The sequence below is a fragment of the Blautia sp. AF34-10 genome, from assembly GCF_003477865.1.
Classification (GTDB): Bacteria; Bacillota; Clostridia; order Lachnospirales; family Lachnospiraceae; genus Fusicatenibacter; species Fusicatenibacter saccharivorans.
This window is the reverse complement of the sequence record NZ_QUED01000010.1, coordinates 91,739-110,397: the sequence shown is the minus strand read 5'-3', so window position 1 is coordinate 110,397 and position 18,659 is coordinate 91,739. Positions and strand designations below refer to the sequence as shown.

Annotated in this window: 18 protein-coding genes and 4 pseudogenes; 21 read left to right on the top strand and 1 reads right to left on the bottom strand. The window is 50.4% G+C overall.

Annotation, left to right across the window (positions count from 1 at the left end; translation table 11 throughout):
* Positions 1 to 18: 18 nt before the first annotated feature.
* From DWZ60_RS08270 to DWZ60_RS08255, 4 genes are all read left to right on the top strand, one after another.
* Complete coding sequence (locus DWZ60_RS08270; RefSeq protein WP_118144607.1) at positions 19 to 177, top strand: Maff2 family mobile element protein; 159 nt, start codon at positions 19 to 21, stop codon at positions 175 to 177.
* A gap of 153 nt (positions 178 to 330) precedes the next feature.
* Positions 331 to 603, top strand: coding sequence for a helix-turn-helix domain-containing protein (locus tag DWZ60_RS08265; RefSeq protein ID WP_002593556.1), 273 nt, complete (start codon positions 331 to 333; stop codon positions 601 to 603).
* Complete coding sequence (locus DWZ60_RS08260; RefSeq protein ID WP_009296082.1) at positions 563 to 952, top strand: TnpV protein; 390 nt, start codon at positions 563 to 565, stop codon at positions 950 to 952. Before DWZ60_RS08265 ends, DWZ60_RS08260 begins: the two co-directional genes overlap by 41 nt.
* Before the next feature lie 16 nt (positions 953 to 968).
* On the top strand, positions 969 to 1,931 hold the full coding sequence (locus DWZ60_RS08255; protein WP_014078537.1) for a DUF3658 domain-containing protein: 963 nt from the start codon (positions 969 to 971) through the stop codon (positions 1,929 to 1,931).
* Between the two features lie 61 nt (positions 1,932 to 1,992).
* Here the strand turns inward: DWZ60_RS08255 and DWZ60_RS08250 are convergent, their stop codons facing one another.
* Positions 1,993 to 2,799 (bottom strand): helix-turn-helix domain-containing protein, encoded by an 807-nt coding sequence (locus tag DWZ60_RS08250; protein ID WP_119221493.1) that lies wholly within the window; start codon positions 2,797 to 2,799, stop codon positions 1,993 to 1,995.
* A 483-nt stretch (positions 2,800 to 3,282) separates the two neighbouring features.
* Between DWZ60_RS08250 and DWZ60_RS08240 the strand changes: the two genes are divergently transcribed.
* The 17 genes and pseudogenes from DWZ60_RS08240 to DWZ60_RS08155 all read left to right on the top strand — a co-directional run bounded on the left by DWZ60_RS08240 (position 3,283) and on the right by DWZ60_RS08155 (position 18,652).
* The gene (locus tag DWZ60_RS08240) at positions 3,283 to 3,471 is read left to right on the top strand and encodes a hypothetical protein (protein ID WP_015573981.1); all 189 of its coding nucleotides are present in this window, start codon (positions 3,283 to 3,285) and stop codon (positions 3,469 to 3,471) included.
* Complete coding sequence (locus tag DWZ60_RS08235) at positions 3,468 to 3,809, top strand: DeoR family transcriptional regulator (protein WP_097786107.1); 342 nt, start codon at positions 3,468 to 3,470, stop codon at positions 3,807 to 3,809. The genes DWZ60_RS08240 and DWZ60_RS08235 overlap by 4 nt, the downstream gene beginning before the upstream one ends.
* Positions 3,802 to 4,098 carry a DUF3847 domain-containing protein gene (locus DWZ60_RS08230; protein ID WP_097786106.1) on the top strand — a complete coding sequence of 99 codons (297 nt, stop codon included), beginning with the start codon at positions 3,802 to 3,804 and terminating at the stop codon, positions 4,096 to 4,098. The genes DWZ60_RS08235 and DWZ60_RS08230 overlap by 8 nt, the downstream gene beginning before the upstream one ends.
* Before the next feature lie 345 nt (positions 4,099 to 4,443).
* Positions 4,444 to 5,292, top strand: a complete 849-nt coding sequence (locus tag DWZ60_RS08225) for a MerR family transcriptional regulator (protein ID WP_054325003.1) — start codon at positions 4,444 to 4,446, stop codon at positions 5,290 to 5,292.
* 109 nt (positions 5,293 to 5,401) lie between these two features.
* A complete protein-coding gene (gene mobQ, locus DWZ60_RS08220) occupies positions 5,402 to 6,976 on the top strand; it encodes a MobQ family relaxase (protein WP_025544159.1) in 1,575 nt (524 codons plus the stop codon).
* 66 nt (positions 6,977 to 7,042) lie between these two features.
* On the top strand, positions 7,043 to 7,687 hold the full coding sequence (locus DWZ60_RS08215; protein ID WP_025544160.1) for a CHC2 zinc finger domain-containing protein: 645 nt from the start codon (positions 7,043 to 7,045) through the stop codon (positions 7,685 to 7,687).
* Entirely contained in the window at positions 7,656 to 8,993 is a 1,338-nt protein-coding gene (locus tag DWZ60_RS08210) for a virulence-associated E family protein (protein WP_008394605.1), read from the top strand. The genes DWZ60_RS08215 and DWZ60_RS08210 overlap by 32 nt, the downstream gene beginning before the upstream one ends.
* A 242-nt stretch (positions 8,994 to 9,235) precedes the next feature.
* Complete coding sequence (locus tag DWZ60_RS08200; protein ID WP_002595176.1) at positions 9,236 to 9,433, top strand: hypothetical protein; 198 nt, start codon at positions 9,236 to 9,238, stop codon at positions 9,431 to 9,433.
* On the top strand, positions 9,434 to 11,104 hold the full coding sequence (locus DWZ60_RS08195) for a recombinase family protein (RefSeq protein ID WP_119221492.1): 1,671 nt from the start codon (positions 9,434 to 9,436) through the stop codon (positions 11,102 to 11,104).
* 90 nt (positions 11,105 to 11,194) lie between these two features.
* A pseudogene (locus tag DWZ60_RS08190) lies at positions 11,195 to 11,278 on the top strand (Maff2 family mobile element protein); the annotation flags it as partial.
* 20 nt (positions 11,279 to 11,298) lie between these two features.
* The gene (locus tag DWZ60_RS08185; RefSeq protein WP_021739912.1) at positions 11,299 to 12,168 is read left to right on the top strand and encodes a VirB6/TrbL-like conjugal transfer protein, CD1112 family; all 870 of its coding nucleotides are present in this window, start codon (positions 11,299 to 11,301) and stop codon (positions 12,166 to 12,168) included.
* Between the two features lie 14 nt (positions 12,169 to 12,182).
* A pseudogene (locus DWZ60_RS08180) lies at positions 12,183 to 12,545 on the top strand (PrgI family protein); the annotation flags it as partial.
* Positions 12,546 to 12,751: 206 nt separating this feature from the next.
* A pseudogene (locus DWZ60_RS08175) lies at positions 12,752 to 14,730 on the top strand (CD1108 family mobile element protein).
* Between the two features lie 26 nt (positions 14,731 to 14,756).
* Positions 14,757 to 15,029: a DUF4315 family protein gene (locus DWZ60_RS08170; RefSeq protein WP_119221491.1), complete on the top strand. Its 273-nt coding sequence runs from the start codon at positions 14,757 to 14,759 to the stop codon at positions 15,027 to 15,029.
* Complete coding sequence (locus DWZ60_RS08165; protein ID WP_119221490.1) at positions 15,019 to 16,095, top strand: CD1107 family mobile element protein; 1,077 nt, start codon at positions 15,019 to 15,021, stop codon at positions 16,093 to 16,095. Before DWZ60_RS08170 ends, DWZ60_RS08165 begins: the two co-directional genes overlap by 11 nt.
* Positions 16,088 to 18,186 (top strand): annotated as a pseudogene (locus DWZ60_RS08160) (DNA topoisomerase 3). The gene DWZ60_RS08165 and the pseudogene DWZ60_RS08160 overlap by 8 nt, the downstream one beginning before the upstream one ends.
* Entirely contained in the window at positions 18,173 to 18,652 is a 480-nt protein-coding gene (locus tag DWZ60_RS08155) for a hypothetical protein (RefSeq protein ID WP_119221489.1), read from the top strand. Before DWZ60_RS08160 ends, DWZ60_RS08155 begins: the two are co-directional and overlap by 14 nt.
* Positions 18,653 to 18,659 lie beyond the last annotated feature (7 nt).

Genomic DNA, 18,659 nt, shown 5'->3' with positions numbered 1-18,659 from the left:
TTTTAGGAGGATTATTTTATGGAATTTTTCAACAGCGCAGTTGGTGTTTTGCAGACTCTCGTAGTGGCCCTGGGCGCAGGTCTTGGTATCTGGGGCGTTATCAACCTTCTGGAAGGTTACGGTCAGGACAACCCTGCTTCCAAAAGCCAGGGTATGAAACAGTTCATGGCTAATTAAAGGGAACAAAAAAGAAAGGAAAACCAATCCAGACGGTATCAGCGGCAGGATACAAGAATAAATTGTGATTTCACAAGATTGGTGCTATAATAAGAGAAAAGTCCTGCCGGGGCAGCCGCCCCGGTGGTATGGATAGAAAGGCAGGAAAACAATATGCACATCAGCTATAAACCACTCTGGCACACACTGTTAGAGCGTGATATGAGGAAAGAGGATTTAAGGCTTGCCGCTGGTATGACAACGAATATGATTGCCAACATGAGCAAAGAGGGAAAGCACATCAGCATGGACACATTAGCCCGTATCTGTGAAACGCTGAATTGTGAGATTACCGATGTGATTGAGTTAGTACCAGACGAGCCTGCTTCCACAGGAGGTAAGGAACATGAGAGAATTGAAACCAAGAATAACGGAAAACGGAATTGATTATATCCTTGTCGGAGATTACTACATCCCGGACTTGAAACTGCCGGAGGAACACCGCCCTATCGGAAAGTACGGACGGATGCACCGGGAATATTTAAGGGAAGTCCACCCAGCCAGATTGAATACATTGATACTGACCGGAGAATTGTGGACATATCTTGCAGACCTGAACGAACAGGCACAGGAACGGTTAGACACTATCATGGAGCAGATGAAAGCCACCGAGGGCGTGACAGAGGAATTGAAGCGAACTCAACAAATGGAATGGGTGCAGCGTTGTAATAACATTCACAACCGGGCAGAAGAAATTGTTTTGCATGATATAATTTATTCATACGGGAGTAATTAAATCGGAGGTATATAAGATGATTGAAATTGTATTTGGTGAAAGTGCCTGTGGAAGTTTGAAAATTGCCCAAACTTACGGTAAGGGAAAGTATAGAGGAAGTGCAGTTTCGGTCTTTATGAGGCACGAAGATGGGAGTGTTCCATCTTCAGATGAAATGAAAGAAGCACAAATTCAAGCACAGGAACAAGAACATATTGCTTGGGAGAATGCTATTCCATTGGGAGGCAAGAGCAGTGATGTTTATTGTTTTGATATGGCTCTTAGTGTGGGAGATATTTCTGATAATGGAATTGGCGAACAGCGGAAAAATGTTCTCAAGAAAATGCTGTCTGTCTGGTTTGTAGAGGATTTAGACTATCAGGTTGAAGAAAAAATACAGAAAATTAAAACTACATTGTCTTCGGTTATTGAACGATATGTAGCTGGGGAAGAAGTTCGTATTTGGTATAGCTATAATCCGGATGAACTTTGCGGTATGTACTGGCTTATGAAACAACTTCGACCATTAAACTGTCAGACAACAATTTATTTGGTTAAGTTACCTGCCTGGGAATATGGAAAAGAAAATACTATGACATCCAAAATAGCATGGGGTGAGGTTTCTCCTGGCGAATGGGGAAAATATATAACTCTACAAGAAAAAGCTAAGCCTGTATTTCTTTCAGCTTGTGCTATGAAATGGAATCAACTTCAAAATGAAAATGCACCTTTGCGTGCAATGCTAAATGGTAAATTGCAAAGTGTTTCAGAAGATATATATGATAGTTTCATTCTTCGTGAAATTGCGGAACAGCCAGAGCAATTCAAAATGGCTATTGTTATAGGTAATGTTTTAGGAAAATATCAACTTGGAATTAGTGATGTATGGATTTCTAATCGCATTGATAAAATGCTTGAAGATGGTGTGTTGGAAATTATACAGGACGCACCAAAGGGAGAAACAAATTATCGCCGGATATTAAGAAAACGAATGAAATAATAACCACAGCAAGAACCGCTGCTACATGGAAGGCACCCCAACCATGCAACAGCGGTTTTTTTTACCGTTTTTTCCTCTGGCTGATAGGCGTTCCCATTTTCTTTGATTTTTTGAGAATCCGAATCAGCCAGCGAAATTCTTCGTCTGACAGATTTTTATAGTTGATACCGAGCTGCTTGCAGTAAAGGACAACCAGCTTTTCATCCCGGCTGCCCTTGAAATTTTCGACTGCTTCGAGATTTTCTTTCAATTCATCGGCAACGGTGGTCTGGGGCGCACTCTCACTGTCCTTTTTGTGGGCTTCCCGAATATCCCGGATAATCAGGTTGAGGTCATCCAGAACCATGTGACTGAAATACTCATCATCACTGATATGGGCGGCTTGCAGCACTTTCAAATGCGGGTCATCTTCGCCTGGGCGATACCGTTCAATGATTTCATGCCGGACGGTATCGACAAGTGCATTGAGGTTTTGAATCTGCATGGTAGCAATCCCGTCCACATAAATCTCAATGTCTGCAAGAAACTTGATGAAATCTTTATGTGTAGCAAGCTCACAGAGCAGACGGTTGTTAATCCGACCGCTTTTCAGCAGTGCCACCATCTCATCATTCAAATGCAGCTCCCTTAATGGCGTGTTGATCTCCGCCCGGTTCTCTGTCCGGCAAAAGAGATAATCGAGGGACACCCCATAAAAATCTGCCAGCAGGATAAGGTTGCCATGATTGATTTCCTTATAATCCTCTTTTTCATAATTCCCAAGAGCTGATTTGGAAATGCCCGTCAGCTTTGATAATTCTTCCAGATTTAAGCCTTTGTCCTTGCGGAGTTCCCAAAGGCGTTCCTGTATGCTTGTTGCTCCTTTCATGGGCGCACGCTCCTTTCCGGTGGTTTGATTGCTGCCGCTTATCTGGATTATATCACACTTTCCGCAATCGTGGAAATTTCTGATTTTTACCCCTGATTCCTACTTTGTGGATATACGGCACAGGGCACAAAAATGTTCTATGATACAGGTAGTTCATCGATGGATTATTCCAATCGAATGACCAGCCTGTGTGGGATATGCTTCCCCGGCGATGTAGTGCCATGACTTTTGGCAGGGATATGGAGGAACCCTGACCGAAACGAGCATACCAAAGGGAGCGATACGCCGTTGTGAGATTCAGGGGAGGAACGACACCGGGGAGAACTGGCGAACTGACACCGAAATGATACCGAAACACGACAACCTGATAGGGGGATAGTCTACCCTATCGCTGATACTTCGGGAGATTTTAGGCGGTTCTATGACTGTAATTTTGCCGAAAATCGCCCCGAAACCATACACTAAAACGGGAGGAAGCGCAATATGCCGAGAATGAGCAAAAAGAGGAAGCATGAGCTTTCCTTTTACCTCAATGACCGGGGGCGTGTCACTTACAACGAATTATGCCGGAAATGCCAGCATGGGTGCAGGCAGAGCTTCCGGGCGGTTGTGGTTGACTGCCCCCGTTATTTATCCAAACGAGCAAGGAAAAAGGAGGAAGACACCGAATGAATTTTGAATTTATGACGATAGACACACCATTGCCGCCCTGTATGCCCTTTCCCAGAGCGTTGACAGGATTTCCAGTCAGCAGCACCGCAAAGGTCATGTACTGCCGGATGTTGGACGCTATGCTATCCAAAGGGCAGGAGGACGAAAACGGAATCCTGTTTGTCTGCTTCCCTGTTACAGCCATTGCCGCAGTCTTGTCCCGCAGCTCTATGACGGTCAAGCGTTCTCTGAATGAACTGGAAACCGCCGGACTTATCATGCGGGTGCGTCAGGGCGTTGGAGAACCAAACCGAATTTATGTGCTGATACCGGGAAAGGAGGACGCTGCCCTTGCCTGATACCTCAAAGCTGGAAAAGCTCAACCGGGAGCTGGAGAAAAGCGAAAAGAAACTGCGGAAAGCCATCAATGATGAAAAGGCATTGCAGCACCAGTTGAAACAGCTTACCCGAAAGGAACGGACGCACCGGCTCTGTACCCGTGGCGGTATGCTGGAAAGTTTTCTGCAAGAGCCGGAACGCCTGACAGATGATGATGTCATGCTGTTGTTGAAACTCATTTTTCACAGACAGGACACGCAGGAATTATTGAAAAAACTGCTGGAACGGAAGAAGCCAGAAACCCCTTAGTTTACTAAGGGCGCAATTATACACCACCCAAAGGTTGGTGCATTGCGTTCTCCGAAGGCTCCTCGCCGGAGGGCTGTAATTTTCCGCAGCCACGGTCTGCTCCAAATCAAACAGGGGACGCTACACTTCCCCTGCGCTGGCTTTCGCCAGCTACCCTTTTGTGGACTTGCCATCTGGGGACACCTTGCGTTGCAAGCTGTTCCCAGCCGACAAGTTTTACAGAATCAGTTTTCTGTCTTTTGAGAAGAAATGAAAAATGTTATACTAAAAAATGAAAATGCCTATTGACTCTCACGGAACGTCATAGATTAAAGTTACCTTATCAGGAACAGGAGGTCAGCAGCTATGAGGACAGTAAAAGAAATATCAGATTTAACAGGTATCAGCGTTCGCACGCTTCACTATTATGATGAAATCGGGTTGTTAAAGCCAACAGAAAAAAGTGATGCGGGATACCGGCTTTATGACGATAAGGCACTGGAAACATTACAACAGATTTTATTTTTCCGTGAGTTTGATATCTCCTTGAAAGAAATCAAAGCTGTTTTGGACAATCCGGCTCTTGAAAGAAATCAGATTCTACAAGTACAGCGAAAAATGTTGGTAACAAAGAAAGAACGAATGGAACGTCTGATTGCCAGCATTGATGACATTCTGAAAGGAGAGAACAAAATGGATTTTACAATTTTTACCAAAACAGAAGTAGAAGAAATGTTCCAAACCATGCTTGAGCATATGCCGGAGAATATGAGAAACATTGCAATTAAAGAATTTGGTAGCATTGAACAATGGAAAAAGCATTATATGGAAGTCGTATCTTCGGAAGAAATGCAGAAAGGCTATGCAAAGGTAGTTGAATGGTATGGTGGAAAGGACAAGTTTCTGTCTGTTGCCCGAACTCCCGTCAGCAAAGAAGTTGCAGAAAGCTATAACAAACGGATAGAAGCGATTTTGCAAAAACTGATTGCAAAACAGAATTGTGACATAGATTCTTTTGAAGTAAAAGAGCTTGTTGGAGAATATGGCTTTGTTATGAAACAGCTTGCCCAGATAAAAGAAGAAAAAGGCTTTATGATGGCACAGGCGCAGTATTACCGCAATGAACAAATCAAACCAATGATAGACGAAAAATACGGTGAAGGGGCTTCTGATTTCTTTGCACAGGCAATAGAAAACTATTATAAAGTTAAGTAATCTTGAATTTTAACTAAATACCCGCCGCCCCCAGCGGCACACCAAGCAGGAAATCTGAAAAAGGTCTCCTGCTTTTTTTATACCTAAAATCGGAAAGGAGGAACACTAAATGCCCTGTCCACACAATCAAATCTCCATCGTCCAGCGTAGCAACCGCCAGTCTGCTGTTGCCGCCGCTGCTTACCAAAGCGGCGAAAAGCTGTTCTGTGAATACGACCAGCAAGTGAAGCACTACCCAGAAAAGCGTGGTATCGTCCATAATGAAATCCTGCTCCCGGCAAATGCCCCGCCAGAGTATGCAGACCGCAATACCTTATGGAACGCCGCCGAAGCTGTTGAGAAGCAATGGAACTCCCAGCTTGCAAGGCGGTGGGTGCTTTCCATTCCCAGAGAGATACCGCCCGACCAGTACGCCGCCCTTGTCCGGGATTTCTGCAATCAGCAGTTTGTTTCCAAAGGAATGTGCGTGGATTTTGCCATCCATGACAAAGGGGACGGAAACCCTCACGCTCATGTCATGCTGACTATGCGGGCAATGGATGAACATGGGAAATGGCTTCCCAAGAGCCGCAAGGTTTATGACCTTGACGAGAACGGGGAACGGATAAAACTTCCGTCCGGCAGATGGAAAAGTCACAAGGAAGATACGGTTGACTGGAACGACCGCAAGTATTGTGAAATCTGGCGGCATGAATGGGAGATCATCCAGAACCGCTATCTGGAAGCCAACAACCGCCCGGAGCGGGTGGATCTCCGTTCTTATGAAAGACAGGGGCTTGATATTATCCCTACCGTCCATGAGGGTGCTGCTGTCCGGCAGATGGAAAAGCGAGGGATTCAGACCAACATCGGAAATCTGAACCGGGAAATCAAAGCCGCCAACAGCCTGATGAAGTCTATCCGGCAGCTTATTAAAAATCTCAAAGGCTGGATTATCGAGCTTAGTGAAAAACGAAAAGAACTGCTTGCGGAAAAAGCTGCGGAGGAAGCGGTATTTCTTCCCAATCTGTTGATGAAGTACATGGAGGTACGAAAGGCAGAACGGAGCGACTGGACACGGGCGGGACAAAACCGTGGAACTTCCAAAGACTTAAAGGCAGTCAGCGAAGCCCTGTCCTATCTTCAGAGAAAGGGACTTTCCACCGTGGAGGATTTGGAAAACTTTATAGAAACGTCCGGGAAATCTGCCGCCGACTACCGAAAGCAGATGAAGCCAAAGGAAACCCGCAGCAACGTGATTGACGCTATCCTTGCCGCCCGGACGGACTGTAAGGAATGTAAGCCCGTTTATGAGAAATACCAGAAGATATTTTTCAAGAAAACTAAGGAAAAATTCAAGCTGGAACACCCGGAGGTTGCCCGGTTTGAGAAAGCCAGTGCCTACCTTGCCAAGCACCCGGATGATAAGGACAGCACGAAAAAGGAGCTTTTGCAGGAACAGGCGAAGCTTGTGGGCGAAATCGCAGACTTGAAAGTACCGTTGACCGAGGTGCAGGAAGATTTGAAGAAGCTGCGGGACATCCGCTACTGGGTACGGAAAGCCACACCCGGCACAGAGGAAAGCAAAGAGCCGCCCAAGAAGCAGCCCCTCAAAGAAGTCTTGCAGGATAAGGCTGACGAGAAGAAAGCACAGAAAAACGCCCCGGCGCAGACGAAACACAAACAACAGGATATGGAACTTTAACAGGCACTTGCCATTTTCAGATTGAGAATGATAAGTGCCTTTTCTTTTTTACAAGGAGGAATTGATTTGAATGTATTTGAAGCTGTGAAGCAGTCCGTTACGACAAGACAGGCTGCGGAGCATTACGGAATCCGGGTAAACAGAAACGGGATGGCTTGCTGCCCGTTCCACAACGATAAGACCCCCAGCATGAAGCTGGACAAGCGTTTCCACTGCTTCGGATGTGGTGCAGATGGGGATGTGATTGATTTTGTAGCTGCCCTGTACGGGCTGGGGAAAAAGGAAGCCGCCGCACAGTTGGCGAGTGACTTCGGGCTTGCCTATGAGGACTGGAAGCCACCGGGCAGGGCAAGGAAGCCCAAGCCCCGGCAGAAATCCCCGGAAGAACAGTTCCGGGAAGCAAAGGCACATTGCTTCCGTGTCCTTGCCGATTATCTACACCTCTTACGGGTATGGAAAACCGACTATGCCCCGCACTCCCCGGAGGAAGCGTTTCATCCCCGGTTCGTGGAAGCCTTGCAGAAGCAAGCCCATGTGGAATATCTGCTGGATGTGCTGCTGTTCGGGGAGACAGAGGAAAAAGCGGTTTTGATTATGGACTACGGAAAGGATGTGATACAGCTTGAACAGCGAATGGCAGAGCTTGCAGCCGCAGACGCAGCAAGAACTAAAAAACACCATGAACGCCATGCAGCCGCCCCAGAGCGTTGAGGAAGTAAAGGCAACTCTGGAAACCACCGAGAAAGGCGGCGTCCGCCAGAGCATACGGAACTGCCTGACCGTATTCCAGCGTGACCCTGTGCTTGCCGGGGCAATCGCCTACAACATCCTGACCGACCGCAAGGACATCATAAAGCCCATCGGTTTTCACAGAGAAAGCACAGCCCTGACCGATACGGACATGAAGTATCTGCTTCTCTATCTGGAGGAAACCTACGGGCTTACCAGTGAGAAAAAGATTGAAACCGCCATCGGGATTGTGGCGAATGAGAATAAGTACCACCCCATCCGGGATTTTCTGAACAGCCTTGCATGGGACGGGACTGAGCGCATCCGCTTCTGTCTGCGGCACTTTCTGGGAGCTGATGTGGACGATTACACCTATGAAGCCTTGAAGCTGTTCATGCTGGGGGCGATTACAAGGGCATTTAAGCCCGGAAGCAAGTTTGAAATCATGCTGTGTCTGGTAGGCGGTCAGGGGGCTGGCAAATCCACCTTCTTCCGGCTGCTGGCAGTCCGGGACGAGTGGTTTTCCGATGATTTGCGGAAGCTGGACGATGATAACGTGTACCGCAAGCTGCAAGGTCACTGGATAATTGAAATGTCGGAAATGATGGCAACCGCCAATGCCAAGAGCATTGAGGAAATCAAGTCCTTTCTAAGCCGCCAGAAAGAGGTTTACAAAATTCCCTATGAAACTCACCCGGCAGACCGCCCCCGTCAATGCGTGTTCGGCGGCACTTCCAACGCCCTTGACTTTCTCCCCCTTGACCGTTCCGGCAACCGCCGATTTATCCCGGTCATGGTGTACCCGGAGCAAGCCGAGGTTCACATTTTGGAGGACGAAGCCGCTTCCAGAGCCTATATCAGCCAGATGTGGGCGGAAGCAATGGAGATTTACCGAAGCGGCATGTTCAAGCTGTCATTCAGCCCAGCCATGCAGCGGTATCTCAAAGAACACCAGCGGGATTTTATGCCGGAGGACACCAAAGCCGGGATGATACAGGCTTACCTTGATAAGTACACCGGGGAAACGGTCTGCTCCAAGCAGCTCTACAAGGAAGCCTTAAACCACACCTTTGATGAGCCGAAGCAATGGGAAATCCGGGAAATCAACGAGATAATGAACCAGTGCATTACCGGGTGGAACTACTTTTCCAATCCGAGGATGTTTGCGGAATACGGCAGACAAAAGGGCTGGGAGCGTGAAATCCCGGCAACGGACACCGACAACCCGCCCGAAAAATCTATGGACGGTTTTGTGGAGGTCACAGAGCAGATGGAGCTTCCATTCTGAAAATGACAGCCCGTTGCCGACTTCGTTGCTATCCCGTTGCCGAGCCGGTTGCCGGGGAAAATCCCTTATTTCCGGGCTTTTTCCCTCTCTGACAACCAAAACAACAGAAAAATAAAAGAAAAGTATAAATAGTAATCAACGCCAGATTGAGATTGTTTGCAAGGTCTTTTGAAGCCCGTTGCCGGACTTCGTTGCCGACCGTTCTCTGTCTGGCTATTTTCATGTATGGAGGATAACTGCCTATGGCGAAAAATAAGACCAAGATTGAAGTGACAACCGTATTTGACGGGGAACTGGACGCCACCGATGTGTTCGTCAGCCTGATTTCCCAGAAATACGGCAAAACAAATACAAAAGAATATCTTGCTAAAAAGAAAGATTTGAAGTATAATGAAGATGAGGTTCAACAGAGCCAGATACCGTCTGGATTGTGTGGGTAAATGGCTATGATGAACGAAATGGAATACAGAACAATCGGTTCAGCACTTGCCGGGGGCTATCGTGCGGCGGTCTATTGCAGGCTGTCAAAGGACGATGACCTGCAAGGCGAAAGTGCCAGTATCGCAAACCAGCGTGATATGCTGGAAAAATACTGCGAAAAGCAGGGATGGGAGGTTGTGGCAGTCTATCAGGACGATGGCTTCACAGGTCTTAATATGGAGCGTCCTGATTTACAGAGAATGTTGAGAGCCATTGAGCGCAGGCAAATCAACCTTGTCATCACGAAAGACCTCAGCCGACTGGGGCGTAACTATTTGCAAACAGGGCATTTGATTGAGGACTTTTTCCCAAGAAACGGTGTCCGCTATATCGCCATGAATGACGGTATCGACACCCTGCGGGATAACAACGACATCGCCCCGTTCAAGAATATCCTGAACGAGATGTACAGCAAGGATATTTCCAAGAAAGTCCATTCCTCTTATCTTCTGAAAGCGCAGAAAGGACAGTTTACCGGGTGTCTTGCCCCGTTTGGGTATCGGAAAGACCCGGAGGACAAAAACCATCTGCTCATTGACGAGGAAACCGCCCCGATTGTGCGGCTGATTTTCGGATATGCCCTAAACGGTCATGGTCCGAACTATATCCGCAGACGGCTGGAGGAAGAAAAAATCCCCTGCCCCACATGGTGGAACCGGGAACGGGGGCTTCGCAATACCCGCACCAAATGGGAAAAGAAAGACCCGGAAAACGGGCGGTATATGTGGGACTTTTCCGTTATCAAAGACCTTTTGATGAATCCCGTTTACACTGGGGCGATTGCTTCCCAGAAAAAGGACTACCGTTTCAAAATCGGCACGATTGGGGAAAAGAAGCCGGAGAACTGGATTGTAGTGGAAGGACAGCATGAACCGCTGATTGACCGCATGAGCTTTGACATTGTGCAGAACAAGCTGAAATCCCGCCAGCGTCCGGGGCAGACCAATGAAATCAGCCTGTTTGCCGGACTGATAAAATGCGGCGAGTGTGGGAAGTCTCTGACGGTACGCTACACAAACGCAAAACATCCCCAGCAGATTTACTCCTGCAAGACCTACAATGCCTTTGGAAAGAACCACTGCACCCAGCACCGGATTGATTATGACACCCTTTACAGTCATGTGCTGCGGAAAATCCGGGAATGTGCCAGAGCTGCCCTGATGGACGGGAAAGCGGTTGCTGACCGCCTGACCAATACCTGTGAAGCCGAGCAGCGGGAACAGCGGGAAGCAATGGAACGCTCCCTTACAAGGGACGAGGAACGGATTGAGGTTCTGGACAAAATGGTAATGCGGCTTTATGAAGATATGATTGCAGGGCGTATCAGTGAGCAGAACTTCAACACCATGCTGGAAAAGACACAGACCGAGCAGACGGAACTTAAAACAAAAGTGTCCGAGGGCAGAAAGCGGCTGTCCGATGAAGTCCAGCTTGCCAATGACGCAAAACAATGGGTGGAAGCCATTCAGGAATATGCCAACATCACAGAGTTGGACGCAGCCACCCTCAACCGCTTAATCAAAGAAATCGTCGTGCATGAGCGCATTGACGAAGATAAAACAAGACACATTTCTATCGAAATTCATTTTAATCTCAAACCCATCCCGGAGGTGGAACAGGTCACTGCCTGACCTGTCCCGCCGGGACGGTTCTCTTAAAAACACCATATAGATTTTTTGTACGCCGCCGCCCGCCATCGAGCAGAGTTTTACACCTAATTGGGGATAAAACAGTTGATGGCCGGCGGCGGTGTCGCCCTCATCGGCATCACCCTTGTACCTCTGCTCTCCGGCCTGTTCGGTTGATCGTCCGGCGGTGATCGCTTATGGGCGGCATACTCGACAAACTCGATGAATGGCTCCGAGGGCTGCTCATCGAGGGGATCACGGGAAACCTGTCGGGCATGTTCGATACGGTCAATACCAAAGTAGGTGAGATCGCCGGTGAAGTGGGACAGACGCCGCTGGCATGGAACAGCGGCGTCTTTTCTATGATCCGAAACCTCTCTGAAACGGTGATCGTTCCAATCGCCGGGGTTATCCTGACATTCGTAATGTGTTATGAGCTGATTCAGCTTGTGACAGAGAAAAATAATCTGCACGATGTGGACACCTGGATGTTCTTCAAGTGGATTTTCAAGACCTTCTGTGCCGTTCTCATTGTGACGAACACATGGAATATCGTCATGGGTATCTTCGATGTCGGGCAAAGCGTTGTGAACAGCAGCGCAGGCGTCATCATCGGGAATACCTCCATTGATATCAGCAGCGTCATCACGGATATGGAGGCGCAGCTTGAAGCCCTGGGCACGGGAGAACTGTTCGGGCTGTGGTTCCAGTCCCTTTTTGTGGGACTTACCATGAACGCCCTTTCCATCTGTATCATGCTTGTCATCTACGGCCGCATGATCGAGGTGTATTTGACAACTTCCGTTGGACCGATTCCGCTTGCCACTATGACAAACCGGGATTGGAGTCATACAGGACAGAACTACTTGAAATCCCTGTTTGCATTGGCGTTCCAGGCATTTCTAATCATGGTGTGCGTGGGAATCTACTCTGTTTTGGTACAGAGTATCGCCACGGACGGAAATATCTCAGGCGCGATATGGGCCTGCATGGGCTACACGGTCCTGCTGTGCTTCGCCCTGTTCAAGACCGGCAGCCTCTCTAAGAGCCTGTTCGGAGCGCATTAAGGAGGCTTGATAAATTGGCGTATGTAACCATTCCAAAGGATTTGACGAAAGTAAAATCCAAAGTGCTGTTTGGACTTACCAAACGGCAGCTTATATGTTTCGGAGCGGCGGCACTCATCGGAGTACCGCTTTTCTTTTTGCTCAGACGCACGGCCAGCAACAGCGCCGCCGCGTTCTGCATGATTATCGTCATGCTCCCGTTCTTTCTACTTGCCATGTATGAGCGGCATGGTCAACCCCTGGAGGTGGTGGCCGGACAGGTCATCCGCTGTATGTTCCTGCGGACGAAGGAACGGCCTTACCAGACAAACAATTTCTACGCAGCCTTGGAGCGGCAGGCCCAGGCGGAAAAGGAGGTGAAAGCCATTGTTCAGAAAGGGATGGACGGACGTGTCCTCTGGACCGCCGAACCGGAAGGAATCCCCCGCATGACCGAGCGCATGGATGACCGGGCGCTGCGGCTGAAAACATTGGGAAATGCGGTCTGCCCGCCCCAGGCCTATCCCATTTTCCGCTATATCGCCATGATCGAGAATGGCACCTGCGGCGACTTTTGCCCCTATGGAAAGGAAGGTGACTGCCTATGAGGGAACTGAAAGCAACCGATAAGATCACGCAGAAAATGACTCGTGACGGTGCGGTATCGGAAAACCTTGCCACAGGCGAGGTGAAACATATCGGCAGCCGGGAGCCGGAAGTAGAACTGTCCGCTTCTTCGGAAGAATCCGCTGGCGCTGCGGCTGACCTTGCCCTGCGTGCGGCGGAACACCATGAGAAGAAAAGCGCACGAAAGGCGGAAAAGGCTGACACCCAGGCGGTGCGGGATGGTTCTGCCGCAAGGCAGTGCCCGTCCTCCCGTCTGCAATTCACCGCAGAAGAACGTGCCGATCCCGCACTTGGAAAGTACATCGACCGTTCCGACCGTGCGGCGGACAGGCTGGACGCGGCAAAGGCCGCTATCCCCACAAAGAAAGTTCTCCGTACCGAGCGTGTTTTTGACGAGACAGCCGGAAAAGGCAAAATACAACTTCACTTTGAAGAAGTGGAGAAACGCTCCAACGGACACTTGCGGCACAATCCGCTTTCCCGACCGGTCCATGAGATCGTCCACGCCGCCCATGCGAAGGTGCATGAGGTAGAGCAGGAAAATGTGGGTGTGGAGGCCGGACACAAGGGCGAGGTGCTGACAGAGCGCGGGCTTGCCTACGGAAAAGGCAAAGTCCGTGCCGCCGTCCACCATCACCGCACAAAGCCATGGCGTGACGCGGCGAAGGCAGAGCAGGCTTCTTTTAAGGCAAACGCCGACTACCTTTACCAAAAGGCACTGCATGATGATCCTGCATTGGCAGCTTCTAACCCGGTATCCCGCTTTCTGCAGAAACAGCGGATCAAGCGGAACTATGCAAAGGAGCTGCGACAGGCAGAGAAAACCGCAAAGAACACAGCGGCCACGGCGAAAAGTGCGGCACAGAAAGCAAAGGACGCCTTCAAGGAAACTTTCCTCTACATCAAGCACCATAGCCGGGCGGTGCTGTTGGTGATCGGCATTGGTGCCTGTGTTGCTCTGCTGTTTGGCGGGGTATCTTCCTGTTCTATGATGGCAGGCTCCGGTGTGGGCGGTGTATTTACTTCCTCTTATCTCTCCGAGGATGCGGATATGCTGGCTGCGGAGGCGGCCTACTGCGAGTTGGAGCAGGAACTTCAATATGAGCTGAGCCACTATGAGGCTCTGCACCCCGGATATGACGAATACCGTTTTGACCTGGACGAGATCGAGCATGATCCTTATGTGCTGATCTCCATTCTCACGGCGTTCCATGAAGGGGTGTTTACCATCAATGAGGTTCAGGAGGAACTGCAAATGCTCTTTGAAAAGCAGTACATCCTGACGCAGACCGTGGAAGTGGAGGTGCGCTATCGGACGGAGACACGGACAGACAGCGAAGGAAACGACTATGACGTGGAAGTACCATACAACTACTATATTTGCAATGTGAAGCTGGAAAACTTCGACCTTTCCCATGTGCCGGTCTACATCATGGACGAAGAAACACTTTCCCTGTATGCGGTCTATATGGCAACGCTGGGAAACCGGGAAGATTTGTTCCCTGGCTCCGGCTATGTAGACAAGTACACCAAACTGCCCACCACCTATGATATTCCGCCTTCCGCACTGGAAGATGAAACCTTTGCAGCGCTCATTACCGAGGCGGAGAAGTACATCGGATATCCTTATGTCTGGGGTGGCAGCAATCCGAACACTTCTTTTGATTGCTCCGGCTTCGTATCCTGGGTGCTGACGCAAAGCGGTGTCTGCAATACGGGCAGGCTGGGAGCCAGGGGCTCTACAACATTTCCACCCCGGTATCCTCTGCCAACGCAAGGCCCGGCGACCTGATCTTTTTCGTCGGTACTTACGATACGCCGGGCGTTTCCCATGTGGGTATCTATGTGGGCGGTGGAAAAATGCTGCACTGCGGCGACCCCATTCAGTATGCAGATATCAACACAAGCTACTGGCAATCCCACTTTTACGCTTTCGGGCGACCACCCTACAACTAAAAAACGATATGGAGGTAATTTGATTTATGGCAACGACACAGAAGATCCGCAATGACATTGCGAAAACCAAAGAAAAGATTGCAGAGCAGCAGAAACGCCTTCGTGCGCTGGAGGCTCAGCTTGCGGAGGAAGAAAATCTGGAAATCGTCCGCATGGTGAAAGCCGTGAAGATGGACAACAAGGAGCTGACCGCTTTCCTGAAAGCCTATGCCAGCGGTATGATCTCCCTGCCGGAAGGTATGCTGCAGGAGGCCAGCACTGAGCATGAGGAAACGGAGGGATATGAGGATGAAGCATAACTTTATGACAAAAATGGTATCGGCTCTTTTGGCGGTGGTGCTCAGCACTGCCGCTTTTTCTATCACCGCCTTTGCCAGCGGCGGCGAGGAAAGCACGGAGTCCGTGGCTGAACAGGAAACGGCTGGGGATGTCTCTGATCTGCTTTCTGCTCTGGCAGGCAGCCAGGTCACGGTATCCGTCGCCGAGGATGGTATCCAGTTCAGTTCCGGCGAAAATGACTCCGGGCAGACCGGCACCGTCACCACGGGCGGCGGCAATCTGAATGTCCGCACGGGTGCTGGAATGGATTACACCGCCTTCACCCAGCTTCCCAACGGAACGACCGTGAAGGTGATTGGCACGGACGGCGACTGGCTGAAGGTCATCCTGCCGGAGAAAGTCGGCTATGTCTATTCCGGCTACATGACGGTAAGTGACGGCAAGGCTGGCTCCGGGGAAGGCTCTTTCTCTCTGGACGCGGAAACGCTGGAAAATCTGCTGGGGATGCTGGGCGGCGGTTTGAATGGCGGTGCCGCTTTGACGCCGGATGGGAACCTGTCGCTGATTGACGATATCGGCAGCCCTGCCGCCAGCGGCAAGCAGTTTATTACAGTAGAAACGAAGAACGGCAATGTGTTCTATCTCATTATCGACCGTGACGATGAGGGCGAGGAAACCGTACATTTTCTGAACCAGGTGGATGAAGCCGACCTCATGGCGCTCACGGAAGATGGAGAAAAGGTGGAAACACCTATTGTCTGCACCTGTACAGAGAAGTGCCAGGCCGGAGCGGTCAATACCACTTGCCCGGTCTGCGTAAAAAACCTTAGTGAATGTATTGGCACAGAGCAGAAAGCCGCAGAGCCCACCGAGCCAGACAATCCGGAGCCTGAAAAGAAAAGCAATGCCGGGGCGCTCCTGGCAGTGCTGCTGATCCTTGCAGCCGGAGGTGGTGCGGCGGTCTATTTCCTGGTGCTGAAACCGAAGCAGGGAAAGAAAGTTCCCGCTGATCTGGATGATTTCGACCTGGAGGATGAAGAAGAATATCTGACCGAGGACGAGGAAACGGAGGAAAAGAATGAGTAAACTGATTATCGCAGAAAAACCGAGTGTGGCAAAATCTATCGCGTCGCCCTGGGTGCTTCATCCAGGGCCGATGGCTTTTATGAGGGCAACGGCCTTCTCGTATCCTGGTGCGTGGGGCACCTGGTATCCCCAATGGATGCGGGCGGCTATGACGAGCGTTTCAAGAAATGGCGCTATGATGATCTTCCAATTCTGCCGGAGCCGTTCCGCTATGTGCTGGCACCGGGCAAGGAGGACACCTTTGAAAATCTCTGTGCCCTGATGGACCGCCCCGACGTGGATACCATCGTCAATGCCTGTGACGCCGGGCGCGAAGGCGAGCTGATCTTCCGTCTGGTGTATCAAATGGCGGATTGCCACAAACCGATCCTTCGCCTTTGGATTTCCTCGATGGAGGACAGCGCCATCCGGGAGGGATTTTCTGATCTGCGCCCCGGTGCCGATTATGAAGCCCTATATCAATCAGCACTCTGCCGCCAGAAAGCGGATTGGCTGGTGGGGATCAACGCCACGCGGTTGTTTTCCGTTCTCTATCACCGTACCTTGAATGTGGGTCGTGTGCAGACGCCTACGCTGGCAATGCTGGCGGAGCGTGACGCGAAGATCACGCTGTTCCACAAAGAAAAATATCATCTGCTGCGCCTGACGCTGGATGGAGCCGAAGCAGTGTCGGAGAAATTCACCGATCCGGCAGAGGCGGAACAGGCAGCGGCCATGTGCAAGGGTGCGGCCGTCACCTGTACCTCTGTCACGAAAGAGCAGAAAAAAGAACAGCCTCCGAAGCTCTATGACCTTACCACCTTGCAGCGTGAGGCAAACCGCCTGTTCGGATACACGGCGAAGCAGACCCTTGACTACGCCCAGAGCCTCTACGAAAAGAAGCTGCTGACCTATCCCCGCACGGACAGCCGGTATCTGACCTCCGACATGGCAGAAACGGCTTCCTGCGTGATCCACCTGGCGGCAAAGCTGCCGCCCTTTGATGGCTGCGGCAACTTCTTTCCGCTGGTGGAGGCCATGATTTCCGACAAGGACGTATCCGACCATCACGCCATTATTCCCACGATGGAGATTGAAAAAGCGGATTTGAAATTGCTCCCCGTTGGTGAACGGAACCTTCTGCTGCTGGTCTGCTGCAAGCTGCTGTGTGCGTCGGCAAGTCCTTACGAATACGAGGCGGTCACAGCAACTTTTGACTGCGGCGGCCATTCCTTCACCGCAAAGGGCAAGCGCATCCTTGCCGAAGGCTGGCGGGAAATTGACCACATTTTCCGTTTCTCTCTGAAAGAAAAGCCGAAAGGTGAAAACGACAGTGAACTGCCCGATTTTACCAAAGGGCAGACTTTTGACGATGTGGAGGTTTCCGTCACCGAGCATTTCACCCAGCCGCCGAAGCCCTACACGGAAGATACCCTCCTGTCCGCTATGGAGAACGCAGGCAAGGATGGTATTCCAGACGAGGCGGAACGAAAAGGTCTTGGCACACCTGCGACCAGGGCGGCCATCATCGAAAAGCTGGTGGCAGCCGGATTTGTGGAGCGCAAGGGCAAGAGCCTGATCCCCACAAAAGCCGGTATCAACCTTGTCACGGTCCTGCCGGAGCCGCTGACCTCTCCCATGCTGACAGCGGAATGGGAACAGAAATTGACGGAGATTGCAAAGAACGGCGCTGACCCGGATACCTTCATGGCCGGTATCCGCACGATGGTTCAAGAGATTGTTTCTACCTATTCCTGCATTTCCGAGGACGGCAAAAAGCTGTTTGCCCCGGAGAAGGAAGTGATCGGTACCTGCCCCCGCTGCGGCCAGCCGATCTATGAAGGTAAAAAGAATTTTGCGTGTTCGGACCGGTCCTGCGATTTCGTGCTCTGGAAAAATGACCGCTTCTGGACGAGCCGCAAGAAAGAGCTGACAAAGAAGATGGCAGCGGACCTTCTGAAAAAGGGACGTACCAATGTCAAGGGAATGTGGTCTGAAAAGAAACAGGCTGCTTATGACGCTGCGGTGATCCTGGATGACATGGGTGGCAAATACATCAACTTCAAACTGGAATTTCCGAAAAGAAAGGAAGGTGTCAATGGCAGAAAATAAGACTTTGGAACATTTACCCGAAGTGAGGGCGGCGGTGGCTGCCCTCTCCCCGGAGGACCGGGAGGTGCTGGCGGCGGTGCAGGCATCGCCTTTCAAGCTGACAGCGCTGGAGCAGTTCAAGGAGTTTGCGGCCAACATCGACTATTTCGTATTTGAGCCAAACATCCACGACCTGAACGATCTGGGCTGGAGGTATCTAGCACAGCACATGGATACGCCGTTACCCTCGGAACTTTTGAAAGCGATCGACCCTGTTCCGTTTGGCAAGTACGCCATGCAGGAGGAACAGGGCCATTTTACGAAACACGGATATATTTCTCTCTCCGGCGACGAGTGGAACCATGAACGCCCTGCGGAGCCGGAGAAAAAGCCCTCCATCCGGGAACGGCTGGAACAGGGCAAGAAGGAATGTGCGGAGAAAAACAAGGCGCAGCCACACAAGGAAAAATCTGCGCCGGAACTGTAAGGAGGTG

What these genes read in the sequence shown, in the direction of transcription:
- DWZ60_RS08270 (WP_118144607.1), top strand. Translation starts at nt 19, where the DNA reads ATGGAATTTTTCAACAGCGCAGTTGGTGTTTTGCAGACTCTCGTAGTG.
- DWZ60_RS08265 (WP_002593556.1), top strand. Translation starts at nt 331, where the DNA reads ATGCACATCAGCTATAAACCACTCTGGCACACACTGTTAGAGCGTGAT.
- DWZ60_RS08260 (WP_009296082.1), top strand. Translation starts at nt 563, where the DNA reads ATGAGAGAATTGAAACCAAGAATAACGGAAAACGGAATTGATTATATC.
- DWZ60_RS08255 (WP_014078537.1), top strand. Translation starts at nt 969, where the DNA reads ATGATTGAAATTGTATTTGGTGAAAGTGCCTGTGGAAGTTTGAAAATT.
- DWZ60_RS08250 (WP_119221493.1), bottom strand. Translation starts at nt 2,799, where the DNA reads ATGAAAGGAGCAACAAGCATACAGGAACGCCTTTGGGAACTCCGCAAG.
- DWZ60_RS08240 (WP_015573981.1), top strand. Translation starts at nt 3,283, where the DNA reads ATGCCGAGAATGAGCAAAAAGAGGAAGCATGAGCTTTCCTTTTACCTC.
- DWZ60_RS08235 (WP_097786107.1), top strand. Translation starts at nt 3,468, where the DNA reads ATGAATTTTGAATTTATGACGATAGACACACCATTGCCGCCCTGTATG.
- DWZ60_RS08225 (WP_054325003.1), top strand. Translation starts at nt 4,444, where the DNA reads ATGAGGACAGTAAAAGAAATATCAGATTTAACAGGTATCAGCGTTCGC.
- mobQ (WP_025544159.1), top strand. Translation starts at nt 5,402, where the DNA reads ATGCCCTGTCCACACAATCAAATCTCCATCGTCCAGCGTAGCAACCGC.
- DWZ60_RS08210 (WP_008394605.1), top strand. Translation starts at nt 7,656, where the DNA reads ATGAACGCCATGCAGCCGCCCCAGAGCGTTGAGGAAGTAAAGGCAACT.
- DWZ60_RS08200 (WP_002595176.1), top strand. Translation starts at nt 9,236, where the DNA reads ATGGCGAAAAATAAGACCAAGATTGAAGTGACAACCGTATTTGACGGG.
- DWZ60_RS08195 (WP_119221492.1), top strand. Translation starts at nt 9,434, where the DNA reads ATGGCTATGATGAACGAAATGGAATACAGAACAATCGGTTCAGCACTT.
- DWZ60_RS08185 (WP_021739912.1), top strand. Translation starts at nt 11,299, where the DNA reads ATGGGCGGCATACTCGACAAACTCGATGAATGGCTCCGAGGGCTGCTC.
- DWZ60_RS08170 (WP_119221491.1), top strand. Translation starts at nt 14,757, where the DNA reads ATGGCAACGACACAGAAGATCCGCAATGACATTGCGAAAACCAAAGAA.
- DWZ60_RS08165 (WP_119221490.1), top strand. Translation starts at nt 15,019, where the DNA reads ATGAAGCATAACTTTATGACAAAAATGGTATCGGCTCTTTTGGCGGTG.
- DWZ60_RS08155 (WP_119221489.1), top strand. Translation starts at nt 18,173, where the DNA reads ATGGCAGAAAATAAGACTTTGGAACATTTACCCGAAGTGAGGGCGGCG.